Genomic DNA, 11,648 nt, shown 5'->3' with positions numbered 1-11,648 from the left:
TTGTGGCGGCCTGCTCGGGCAAGCCGGATTCATGCACACCTTCTGAGGTGACTCAAGGGGCTTTGCAGGCCGTGCTGACCCTGGCCGCGCGCCGGGGTAAAGTCTGCGCCCATGACTGAGCGCCCCTACACCGACGTTGCCGTGATCATGCGGTGCGAGCACATCGACAACCGCTGGCAGCCCTGGCGGTGGTCGCTGGCCGAGGTGGTAATCAACGAGCCCGCCTTTGGCGCCGCGCCGCGCCAGATCGTTCAGGTAGAGCGCGAGCAGCGCTGGCTGTTCCCGGGCTTTCGCGTGGAGCTGTTCCGCGACGACGCCGAGGGCTACCACCTGAATCTCACTTCGCCAGCCCCCTGCTGGTTTGTGATGTGGCGCCGTGATGAAGACACGGGTACCGGCGAGATCCCGCTGGCCCGCCCGGTAGCGGTGAGCCTGAGCTACCACGATGCGGGCCGCTGGCTGGACGCGCAGGAAACCGTGGAGCAGGTGCCTGCAGCCCCTGAAGTGGTGGAAGCCCTGCGTGCCTTCGTGGCCGAGCACTACCAGCCCGAACCCAAGCGCCGCAAGCGCCCGGACAGCTTCCGTCCTTTGCAGGACCGGTTTGGTAACCCGGCCTCCGTGTCCACCGACAAACAGCGCGGCGGCGGTGGAGGAGGGGGCGGCCATGGCTGACGGATTCCTCGGGCGCTGGTCGCGCCGCAAGCAGGATGTGCTGGCGGGCAAGCCCGTGCAGGACCCGCCGTCGCCCGCGCCCGCTCCGCAGGCGGCCACACCTGCGCCCGTACCTGCTCCGGCGGCTGCCGGGGCAGCGCCTCCCGTATCGGCGGCCCGTGCTCCAGAGGCTCCACCTCCGCCCACGCTGGCCGATGCTGAGGCCCTCACGCCTGCATCCGATTTCAAGCCGTTCGTGGCGCGCGCCGTGTCGCCCGAGGTGCGCAACCTGGCGATGAAGAAGCTGTTTACCGACCCGCACTTCAACGTGATGGACGGCCTGGACATCTACATCGGCGACTACACCCAGCCCGACCCGCTGCCCGCGGGCATGCTGCGCGAGATGGCCAGTGCCCATGCACTGGGCTTCTTTGACCATGAGAAGAAGGCCGACTCCGAGGTATCCCCCGACGTGCCGGTGGACGGCGCCACCACAGAGGCCATCGCAGATACGCAAGCAGACACAATAGCCCTTGCCATTGCTCAGCCTCGGGATGATGCGGAGGCGAGCGGCGCCGCAGACGTGGCACAGTCCGGGGTATGCAACGCTATTCCTAGCGACCCCTCCAGCGAGCTTGCGCTGGTCACCAACTCCGCACAGGATGCGGTGGCCAGGCCAGCCAGCCACACCCACAATGACCACGACGCTCATCTGCGACTGCAACCAGACGATGCCCCTCAACGCCAAGGCGTTGGGCGAGGCACTGCATGAAGACCTGACCCTCCACTCCACCCTGTGCCGGCGCGACGCGGGGGCGTTCCAGAAAGCCATCCAGTCCGGGCAGGATGTGGTGGTGGCCTGCACCCAGGAGCAGCGCCTGTTTGGCGACCTGGGCCAGCAGACCGAAGGCGCGGTGTCGCCCATCCGGTTTGTGAACATCCGCGAAACCGGTGGCTGGAGCCGCGACGCCGCCAAGGCCAGCCCCAAGATCGCCGCGCTGCTGGCTGCCGCCCGTCTGCCTGACCCGCCGCCCGTCCCTACGGTGACCTACAAGAGTACGGGCCGTCTGCTCATCATCGGCCCGCTTGACCAGGCCGAGCAGGCCGCCGCCCTGGTGTCGGATGTGCTGGATGTGACCCTGTTCACGCAAGGCCCTGGCAACGCCGGTGGCGCCCAGGCACGGCGCTTTCCGGTGCTGGGTGGGCGCATCACAGGGCTGACCGGGTGGCTGGGTGCGTTCGAGCTGCAATGGGCGGCCGACAACCCCATCGACCTCGATCTGTGCACGCGCTGCAACGCCTGCGTGGCGGCCTGCCCCGAGAACGCCATTGGCCTCGACTACCAGATCGACATGACCGCCTGCCAGTCGCACCGCGCCTGCGTGAAGGTGTGCCAGGTGGCCGGTGCGATCGACTTCACGCGCGATGCGGCTGCGCAGACGGAGCGCTTCGACCTGGTGCTGGACCTGCGGTCGCCCACCGCCACGCCCACCTTCTTGCAGCATGCGCTGCCGCAGGGCTACCTGCGCTGGGACGGGAGGGACCTGGGCACGCTGCTCAAGCTGCGCGAGCTGGTGGGCGAGTTCGAGAAGCCCAAATTCTTTGCCTACAAGCAAAAGCTCTGCGCCCACAGTCGCAACGAAACCGTGGGCTGCAACGCCTGCGTGGACATCTGCTCGGCCGAAGCCATTGCCAGCGACAAGGGCCGCCAGCGGATTGTGGTGAACCCCAACCTGTGCGTAGGCTGCGGCGCCTGTACCACCGTGTGTCCCACGGGTGCGCTGACCTATGCCTACCCCGGTGCCACGGAGCAGGGCACCAAGCTCAAGACGCTGCTGTCCACCTACGCTGCTGCAGGTGGCAAGGACGCCGTGCTGCTGCTGCACAGCCAGGAGCGTGGCCAGGCGCTGGTGGAAGAACTGGGCCGTGCCGCCCAGCTCAAACTGGCCCAGGGCGTACCCGCCCACGTGATCCCGGTGGCGCTGTGGCACACGGCCAGCACCGGGGTGGACCTGTGGCTCAGCGCCATTGCCTACGGTGCTTCGCAGGTGGTGGTGCTGACGACGCAGGAGGAGGCCCCCCAGTACCTTGAAGGCCTGCAGGCACAGATGGAGGTGGCGCAGGCCATTCTGCGTGGTCTGGGCTACACGGGCACGCATGTACAGCTGCTGCGCGCCAAGCACCCCACCGAGCTGGATGCCGCATTGCAGGCCCTGGGCCAGACACGCCAGAAGACGCCTGCCGTGGCTGCGCGGTTTGCCGTGGCGCAGGAAAAGCGCAGCACGCTGGAGATGGCGCTGGACCACCTCATCGAGCAGGCTCCGACGCCTGCGGCCGAGCGGCCCGAGGCCATTGCGCTGCCGGCCGTGGGATCACTGCTGGGCACCATCGAAGTCAACAAGGACCGCTGCACCCTGTGCCTGAGCTGCGTGAGCGCCTGCCCGGCCAGTGCGCTGCAGGACAACCCGCAGCTGCCGCAGTTGCGCTTCATCGAAAAGAACTGCGTGCAGTGTGGCCTGTGCGCCACCACCTGCCCGGAAGACGCCATCATCCTGCAGCCGCGCCTGCTGCTCACGCCCGAACGCGCACAACTCCGTGTGCTCAACGAGGCCAAGCCCTGGGCCTGTGTGCGCTGCAGCAAACCCTTTGGCACCGTCAAGGCCATCGAGGCCATGCTGGGCAAACTGTCGGGCCACCCCATGTTCCAGGGCGAGGCGCTGGAGCGGCTGAAGATGTGCAGCGACTGCCGCGTGATCGACCTGTATTCCTCCCAAAGCGAAACGAAAGTGACCGACCTGTGAGCGCCCCATCCACTTTGACCCCCTTGGGCGGCAGTTCTGCGCTCGACGAGGAGACCGCACGTGCCGAGTTGTATGGTCTGCTGTCACAGCTGTACTACGCAGCGCCTGGCCCTGAGCTGCTGTCTGCCTTGCGGGTGGCGGTGACGGAGGCCCCTGCCGACGGGGGCTTCTTGCAGGAGCCGTGGCAGCAGTTGGTGGCGGCTTCGCGTGCGCTCAGCGATGCCGCCATTGCCCAGGAATTTGACCGGCTGTTCGGCGGTGTAGGCAAGCCCGAGGTGTTTCTGTACGGCTCGCACTACCTGAGCGGGTTTCTCAATGAAAAGCCGCTGGCGCGCTTGCGCACCGATCTGCAGCAACTGGGCCTGGCGCGGGATGAGGCCATGCCCGAGACCGAAGACCATGTCGCCTACCTGCTGGAGGTGATGCGCTACCTGATTGCGGGAGACGATGTGGCTGTCTGCAACCTGACATCGCAGCGTGAATTTTTCTCAACCCATTTGCAGCCCTGGGTCCTGCAACTGTGCGATGTGCTGGCGGCGCAGCCGAAGGCACCGTTTTATGCGGCGGTGGCCCATTTCACCCGTGCCTTTGTATCGGTGGAGTCCCAGGGCTTTGACATGTTGGATTGACGCCTCGGAATGCTCGTAAACCCTTGATGTGTCGCTACAAAAGATGAGTTTGTTACTGGGAGTTGTATAGCCCCATGGCAGGTTTTTACACACTGACATAGACTGTATGAATTCCGTTTCATAGCTGCCAGCCTTTCTGGAGACAAGCATGCAGAACCGCCAGCCAAATTCCTCACGCCGGAGCTTCTTCTCCGGTGCCGCGACCGTCGGTGCTGCCGCCGCAGCCGTCGTGGCACTTCCGCATGTTGCGCCGACCGATGCCGTGGTGTCGGAGCCCGCCCGCGTGGCTCCCGAAAAGGGCGGTGGCTACCACCTGTCTGCCCGTGTGAAGCAGTACTACAAGACCACCCAACTCTGACAGCGGGGCGCGCCATGTTGCTAACCAAGAAGTCTTCCCATTCCGTGCAGGGCAACGGCTCTGCATCGCCCTTTGTGCACAGCCTGCGCCGTGGCCTGTCGCAGGCCCTGCCCACCATGGACCGCCGCTCTTTCCTGCGCCGCTCCGGCCTGGGTGTGGGCGTCGGCATTGCTGCATCGCAGCTCACACTGGTCAAAAAATCCAACGCCGCCGAAGGTGCCAAGGCTGGCGTGGGCGACAGCAAGATCGAAGTGCGCCGCACCGTGTGTACCCACTGTTCGGTGGGCTGCGCGGTGGATGCCGTGGTCGAGAACGGCGTGTGGGTGCGCCAGGAGGCAGTGTTCGACTCACCCATCAACCTGGGTGCCCACTGTGCCAAGGGCGCGGCCCTGCGCGAGCACGGCCATGGCGAGTACCGCCTGCGGTACCCCATGAAGCTGGTCAACGGCAAGTACGAGCGCATCAGCTGGGACACGGCCCTGAACGAGATCACGGCCAAGATGCAGGAGCTGCGCAAGGCCAGTGGCCCCGACAGCGTGTACTTCATTGGCTCCTCCAAGCACAACAACGAGCAGGCTTACCTGCTGCGCAAGTTCGTGAGCTTCTGGGGCACCAACAACTGCGACCACCAGGCGCGCATCTGCCACTCAACCACCGTGGCGGGCGTGGCCAACACATGGGGCTACGGCGCCATGACCAATTCGTACAACGACATGCAAAACAGCAAGGTCGCTCTGTACATCGGCTCCAACGCCGCCGAAGCCCACCCGGTGAGCATGATGCACATGCTGCACGCCAAGGAAACCGGCTGCAAGATGATCGTGGTGGACCCGCGCTTCACCCGCACGGCGGCCAAGGCCGACGAATACGTGCGCATCCGCTCGGGCACCGACATCCCCTTCCTGTTTGGCCTGCTGTACCACATCTTCAAGAACGGCTGGGAAGACAAGAAGTACATCAACGACCGTGTCTACGGCATGGACAAGGTGCGCGAGGACGTGCTGGCCAAGTGGTCGCCCGACAAGGTGGAAGAGGCCTGTGGCGTCAAGGAAGACCAGATGTTCAAGGTCGCCAAGATGCTGCACGACAACAACCCCGGCACCATCGTTTGGTGCATGGGCCAGACGCAGCACAGCATCGGCAATGCCATGGTGCGCGCCTCGTGCATTCTGCAGCTGGCGCTGGGCAACGTGGGCAAGAGCGGTGGTGGCACCAACATCTTCCGTGGCCACGACAACGTGCAGGGCGCTACCGATGTGGGCCCCAACCCCGATTCGCTGCCCGGCTACTATGGCCTGGCCGAAGGCTCGTGGAAGCACTTCGCGGCCGTGTGGGGCGTGGATTTTGAATGGATCAAGAAGCAGTACGCCTCGCCCGCGATGATGTCCAAGAACGGCATCACCGTGTCGCGCTGGATCGACGGCGTGCTGGAGAAAAACGAACTGATCGACCAGGACTCCAACCTGCGCGGTGTGTTTTATTGGGGGCATGCCCCCAATTCACAGACCCGTGGTCTGGAGATGAAGCGGGCCATGGACAAGCTGGACCTGCTGGTGGTGGTGGACCCCTACCCATCGGCCACCGCTGCCATGGCGGCCATGCCCGGCAAGGCCGAAGACCTGAACCCCAACCGCGCGGTGTACCTGCTGCCGGCGGCCACCCAGTTCGAGACCAGCGGCTCGTGCACGGCGTCGAACCGGTCGCTGCAGTGGCGCGAGAAGGTGATCGAGCCGCTGTGGGAAAGCCGCTCGGACCACATGATCATGCACCAGTTCGCCGAGAAGCTCGGGTTTGCGGCCGAGCTGTCCAAGAACTACAAAATGCAGAAGGTCAAGGGCATGGACGAGCCTGTGCCGGAAGACATCCTGCGGGAGATCAACCGCAGTGTCTGGACCATCGGCTACACCGGTCAGAGCCCCGAGCGCCTGAAGGCCCACATGAAGAACATGCACGTGTTCGATGTGAAGACCCTCAAGGCCAAGGGCGGCAAGGACAAGGAAACCGGCTACGACTTTACGGGCGACTACTTCGGCCTGCCATGGCCTTGCTACGGCACCCCCGAACTCAAGCACCCAGGCTCGTCCAACCTGTACGACACCTCCAAGCATGTGATGGATGGTGGCGGTAACTTCCGCGCCAACTTCGGCGTGGAGAAGGATGGCGTGAACCTGCTGGCCGAGGATGGCTCACATTCGCTGGGTTCGGAAATCACCACGGGTTACCCCGAGTTCGACCATGTGCTGCTCAAGAAGCTGGGCTGGTGGGACGATCTTTCTGACGCCGAGAAAGCCAAGGCCGAAGGCAAGAACTGGAAGACCGACCCCACGGGCGCGATCATTCGCGTGGCCATGAAGCATGGTTGCCACCCCTTCGGCAACGCCAAGGCCCGTGCCGTGGTGTGGAACTTCCCCGATGCGATCCCGCAGCACCGCGAGCCGATCTATGGCACCAAGCCCGAGCTGGTGGCCAAGTACCCCACGCACGACGACAAGAAGGCCTTCTGGCGCTTGCCCACGCTCTACAAGAGCATCCAGGACAAGAATGTGGCCGACAAGGTGGCCGAGAAGTTCCCGCTCATCCTCAGCTCAGGCCGTCTGGTCGAGTACGAAGGCGGCGGTGAGGAAACCCGTTCCAACCCGTGGCTGGCCGAGCTGCAGCAAGAGGCATTCGTCGAGATCAACCCCAAGACGGCCGCCGACAGAGGCATCCGTAACGGCGAGCGCGTGTGGCTGAGCTCACCCACAGGAGCCCGCCTCAATGTGCAGGCGCTGGTCACCGAGCGCGTGGCACCCGATACGGTGTGGATGCCCTTCCACTTCTCGGGCCGCTGGCAGGGAGCGGACATGCTGGCGCACTATCCCAAGGGCGCGGCGCCTGTGGTGCGCGGTGAGGCTGTGAACACGGCCACCACCTATGGCTACGACAGCGTGACCATGATGCAAGAAACCAAGACCACGATCTGCAACGTGGAACGCGCCTGAGCGCGCCACGCAAGGAGACACACATGGCACGAATGAAATTCATCTGTGACGCAGAGCGCTGCATCGAGTGCAACGGCTGCGTGACCGCCTGCAAAAACGAGCACGAGGTGCCCTGGGGCGTGAACCGCCGCCGCGTGGTCACGCTCAACGACGGCGTCCCGGGCGAAAAGTCCATCTCGGTCGCCTGCATGCACTGCAGCGATGCCCCCTGCATGGCGGTTTGCCCCGTCAACTGCTTCTACCGCACCGAAGAAGGTGTGGTGCTGCACGACAAGGATGTGTGCATTGGCTGCGGCTACTGCAGCTATGCCTGCCCGTTCGGTGCGCCCCAGTTCCCCTCGCAGGGTACCTTTGGGGTGCGCGGCAAGATGGACAAGTGCACCTTCTGTGCCGGTGGCCCGGAGACACACGGCAGCCAGGCAGAGTTCGAGAAATATGGCCGCAACCGCTTGGCCGAAGGCAAGCTGCCCGCGTGCGCAGAAATGTGCTCTACCAAGGCTCTGCTGGCTGGCGACGGCGATGTGGTGGCTGACATCTTCCGTAACCGTGTGGTGCAGCGCGGCAAAGGCGCCGAGGTGTGGGGTTGGGGCACGGCCTACGGTTCGCAACAGGCAGACCAGTCTGCAGGAGGCAAGTCATGATGCAGCGTACCGTTTCCTGGACCCTGGCTGCCGCGGCGGCGGTGCTGTCACTCAGCGCCTGCAGCGAGAAGCCGCAGACGGGTGTAGGCATCCGCACTGATGCCCCTGCATACGCAGGCACGGGCAGCAATTTCATGCAGCCTGGATGGAAAGCAGGCGACAAAACCAGTTGGGAAGCGCAGTTGAAGGCGCGCCAGCAGTACGGCCAGAACGAATACACCCGCACCCAGGCGAAGTGAGGTCCACCATGAAATACATCGTGTGGTCCATGGCCCTGGCGGCCAGCCTGGCCTGGGGGCCGTCGAGCGCCCAGACGCCGCCAGCGGCGCCGGACGCGTCCGCTGCGGCTGCGCCCGCCGCACCGACTGCGGTGGGCGGCGTGCAAAGCCAGAATATCTTTCAGGTCAAACCCGACGCCAGTGCCGACCCCAAATACGCCGAGCAGACCAACGGCGAACGCATGAAGGTGCAGCCCGGCAACAACGCCCCCATGTGGCGCCAGGTGGGGCAGGGCGTGACCGGCTACAGCAGCCTGCCCGTCACGCAGGCGCCCGAGGCTGGCAACCTCATCCAGCGCTTTGTGCAGTACCCGGGTTCACGGGTGACCAACGCGGGCGAAGCCTGGCGGCAGGTGCGCAACCACTGGATCATTCCTTACGGCGCTGCGTTGTTCGCCATTGTGTTGCTGGCATTGGGTATCTTCTACTTTGTGAAAGGCCCGCTGGGGCACGAGCACCCCGACGATGCCAGCGCCCGGCGCATCGAACGCTTCACGCCTTTCGAGCGCGCGGCGCACTGGTCCAACGCCTTTGCGTTCATCACGCTGGCCATTTCCGGCATCGTCATGGCGTTTGGCAAGTTCTTTCTGCTGCCCATCATGGGGGCGACGCTGTTTGGGTGGCTCACCTACGCGCTCAAGAACGTGCACAACTTCATGGGACCGCTGTTTGCTGTCTCGCTGGCCGTGATCATCCTCACGTTCGTCAAGGACAACATCGCCAATCGGGCAGACTTTGTGTGGCTGTCGAAGGGCGGCGGCATGCTGGGCGGTGATCACCAGGTTCCCTCCCATCGCTTCAATGCGGGCGAGAAGGGGCTGTTCTGGTGGGGTATCACCATTCCTGGCATCTTTGTGGTGGGAACGGGGCTGGTGCTCGACAAGCTCATCCCTGGCTTCGGTGATGTGCGTGGCGACATGCAGATCGCCCACATGATCCACGCCACCCTGGCGATCTGGATGATGGCGCTGATCTGTGGCCACATCTACATGGGCACGGTGGGCATGCGCGGCGCCTACAAGGCCATGAAGACAGGGTATGTGAGCGAGGGGTGGGCCCAGGAGCACCACGAGCTTTGGTACGACGATGTCCAGGCGGGCAAGATCCCCCGCCAGCGCAGCGCCAATCCATCGGCCGCCGATACAGCAGCAACACCATCTGCGGGCCAGCCCGCGCAGGTTTGAGGTTTCGCACCATGAAGCAAATTTTCCGACCCTCCCTGCTGGCGCTGTGCGCAGCCAGCGTCTGTACCCTGGCATCCGCCAAACTGCCGGCTCCCTCGCCCGAGGCCGCTGCGAAGGCTGCGGAAGCTGCGGCCAAGGCGGCCTGGGCTGGCAAAGTGGACAACTACAAGCTGTGCCTGTCGCAAGACAAGGTGGCCGCCCACTACCGCAAGACCACGCCTTCTGCCAAGCCAGCCACGGCCACTGCCGCGGCATGCGCCGACCCTGGCCCATTCGCCTACACGCCACCCGCCGACAAGCCCGCCGAGGCTGCCGGTGCGCATTCGCCACCCGGCACTGCCAGCAGCCCACCAAGCACGCAGGTGCCTGCCGCAGTGGCGGCATCCGCCTCCAAACCCTGACGCCCCGATTGGCGCTCGGCTCCGAGCCGCGTTCCTGGGTGGGGCGCGGCTTTTTTATGGGCGCTGATGCCCAAGCGGAGCGCCGACGCTTGGTGCACCACGCTGCAACGCCGGGTTGCGCCACCCCGCGTGCTGACCCGGCCGCGCAATAGTCCATTGCCCCTGCACGGATCGCCGCCGAGCCACACTGCGTATATTTGCCCCATGAGTTCCTCTCCATCTCCCTCCAGCTTGCCCATGCCCGCGACCGCGCTGCCGCGCCTGACGCAGGCCCGTGCCCCGCTGACCCATGCCGTGGAGGTCGTCAACGAGCTGGGGGAACGCGAGCAGGTGCAGATTCCCGCCGAGCGCCCGCTCACGATCTATGTGGACAAGCGCGAGCTGGTCACGCTGATGACGCTGGGCGCGCAGCCCGAGCTGCTGGTGTTGGGTTACCTGCGCAACCAGCGGCTGGTCGAGTCGGTGCTTGACATCGAATCCATCACCGTCGATTGGGAGGTCCACGCTGCCGCCGTGCGCACGCGCCACGGTATTGCACGCATTGAAGAGCGCACGGCCAGCAAGGTCGTCACCACGGGCTGCGGGCAGGGCAGCGTGTTCGGCGGCCTGATGGACGAAGTGGACCGCATCCAGTTGCCCGAAGCCCGTTTGACCCAAGGCCAGCTGTACGGCATCGTCAATGCGATTCGCCTCAAGGAGACTACCTACAAGTCGTCTGGCTCGGTGCACGGTTGCGCGCTGTTCCAGGGCGAGGAGCTGCTGGTCTTTGTGGAAGACGTCGGCCGCCACAATGCCATCGACACCATTGCTGGCTGGATGTGGATGAATCCTGAAACACCAGCCTCGGACAATGCGGCCGCAGATGCCCTAGCCGTTCCCATGTCGGGAGCGGACAAGGTGTTCTACACCACCGGCCGCCTGACCAGTGAGATGGTCATCAAGTCTGCGCAGATGGGGGTGCCCATCGTGGTGTCCCGCAGTGGCATGACACAGATGGGCCATGCCGTTGCCCAGCAACTGGGCCTGTGCGCCATCGGGCGGGCTACCAACCGGCGGTTCGTCTGTTTCAGCGGCACGCACCGCTTGGTGCTGCAGCCAGAGCTGGCCCAGCCGCCTGTGGTGCCGCCAGCGCAAGTGTTGAACCCGCATTGAAGCGAAGGTGGGCGTGGGCGAAGTCCTGTGTGGGTGTCGGAGGCGGACGAAAAAAAGCCGGCTGTGAGAAGCCGGCTTTTGATGGCGCAGAGGGCAGGGTTCAGTAGCGACCGCCGCCAAACCCACCGTTGCCATATCCCACGTCCGAGCGCTTGCTCGTGTTGTAGCCGGTAGCACTGTAGCCGCCGGAGCTGCCAGCCGATTCGCGAGGGCGGGCCAGGTTGACCACGATGGAGCGTCCATCGACGGACATGCCGTGCAGCGCGCTGATGGCGGCCTGGGCCACTTCGGCATTGGCCATCTCCACGAACCCGAAGCCCTTGGAGCGACCGGTTTCGCGGTCCATCATGACCTTGGCGGACGACACGCCCCCGAACTCTGCAAAGTTGCTTTCGAGTATGGAGTCGGTGACGGAGTAGGGCAGGTTGCCCACGTAGATTTTGCTGCTCATGGAGGAGCCTTTCTGAAGAGTGGTGCGCAACGAGTGGCGTACCGTGGGGACACAGCTGCGCGGATCGGGTGCCGTAGCAACTGAAGGGGTGAGCGGGGGACGGGCGCAGGCGATCTGGCGA

The 11,648-nt window shown here is 64.8% G+C and carries 12 protein-coding genes; 11 read left to right on the top strand and 1 reads right to left on the bottom strand.

Annotated features, from left to right (window positions below; all coding sequences use genetic code 11):
- Positions 1-111: 111 nt before the first annotated feature.
- From ASD94_RS00160 to ASD94_RS00110, 11 genes are all read left to right on the top strand, one after another.
- Positions 112-672 (top strand): DUF3305 domain-containing protein, encoded by a 561-nt coding sequence (locus ASD94_RS00160; protein ID WP_056636933.1) that lies wholly within the window; start codon positions 112-114, stop codon positions 670-672.
- Positions 665-1,423, top strand: coding sequence for a DUF3306 domain-containing protein (locus tag ASD94_RS00155; protein ID WP_056636930.1), 759 nt, complete (start codon positions 665-667; stop codon positions 1,421-1,423). The genes ASD94_RS00160 and ASD94_RS00155 overlap by 8 nt, the downstream gene beginning before the upstream one ends.
- Positions 1,383-3,452, top strand: a complete 2,070-nt coding sequence (locus ASD94_RS00150) for a 4Fe-4S binding protein (RefSeq protein WP_056636927.1) — start codon at positions 1,383-1,385, stop codon at positions 3,450-3,452. The genes ASD94_RS00155 and ASD94_RS00150 overlap by 41 nt, the downstream gene beginning before the upstream one ends.
- Positions 3,449-4,081 carry a molecular chaperone gene (locus tag ASD94_RS00145; RefSeq protein ID WP_056636923.1) on the top strand — a complete coding sequence of 211 codons (633 nt, stop codon included), beginning with the start codon at positions 3,449-3,451 and terminating at the stop codon, positions 4,079-4,081. Before ASD94_RS00150 ends, ASD94_RS00145 begins: the two co-directional genes overlap by 4 nt.
- 148 nt (positions 4,082-4,229) lie before the next feature.
- Positions 4,230-4,439 carry a hypothetical protein gene (locus ASD94_RS00140; protein ID WP_056636921.1) on the top strand — a complete coding sequence of 70 codons (210 nt, stop codon included), beginning with the start codon at positions 4,230-4,232 and terminating at the stop codon, positions 4,437-4,439.
- A gap of 14 nt (positions 4,440-4,453) precedes the next feature.
- Positions 4,454-7,420: a formate dehydrogenase subunit alpha gene (locus ASD94_RS00135; RefSeq protein ID WP_056636919.1), complete on the top strand. Its 2,967-nt coding sequence runs from the start codon at positions 4,454-4,456 to the stop codon at positions 7,418-7,420.
- A 23-nt stretch (positions 7,421-7,443) separates the two neighbouring features.
- Positions 7,444-8,061 (top strand): formate dehydrogenase FDH3 subunit beta, encoded by a 618-nt coding sequence (gene fdh3B / locus ASD94_RS00130; protein WP_056636916.1) that lies wholly within the window; start codon positions 7,444-7,446, stop codon positions 8,059-8,061.
- Positions 8,058-8,300, top strand: coding sequence for a hypothetical protein (locus ASD94_RS00125; RefSeq protein WP_056636915.1), 243 nt, complete (start codon positions 8,058-8,060; stop codon positions 8,298-8,300). The genes fdh3B and ASD94_RS00125 overlap by 4 nt, the downstream gene beginning before the upstream one ends.
- 8 nt (positions 8,301-8,308) lie before the next feature.
- Positions 8,309-9,523 (top strand): formate dehydrogenase subunit gamma, encoded by a 1,215-nt coding sequence (locus ASD94_RS00120; protein ID WP_056636912.1) that lies wholly within the window; start codon positions 8,309-8,311, stop codon positions 9,521-9,523.
- Positions 9,524-9,534: 11 nt separating this feature from the next.
- The gene (locus tag ASD94_RS00115) at positions 9,535-9,924 is read left to right on the top strand and encodes a hypothetical protein (protein ID WP_056636910.1); all 390 of its coding nucleotides are present in this window, start codon (positions 9,535-9,537) and stop codon (positions 9,922-9,924) included.
- A gap of 204 nt (positions 9,925-10,128) precedes the next feature.
- Positions 10,129-11,076, top strand: coding sequence for a formate dehydrogenase accessory sulfurtransferase FdhD (locus tag ASD94_RS00110; protein ID WP_056636905.1), 948 nt, complete (start codon positions 10,129-10,131; stop codon positions 11,074-11,076).
- Positions 11,077-11,176: 100 nt separating this feature from the next.
- Here the strand turns inward: ASD94_RS00110 and ASD94_RS00105 are convergent, their stop codons facing one another.
- On the bottom strand, positions 11,177-11,527 hold the full coding sequence (locus ASD94_RS00105; protein ID WP_056636902.1) for an RNA-binding protein: 351 nt from the start codon (positions 11,525-11,527) through the stop codon (positions 11,177-11,179).
- Between the last annotated feature and the right edge of the window lie 121 nt (positions 11,528-11,648).

The organism is Acidovorax sp. Root70 (assembly GCF_001428225.1).
Lineage (GTDB): Bacteria > Pseudomonadota > Gammaproteobacteria > Burkholderiales > Burkholderiaceae_C > Acidovorax.
The sequence above is the reverse complement of the archived record's forward strand: the minus strand, read 5'-3'. Positions and strand labels throughout refer to the sequence as shown.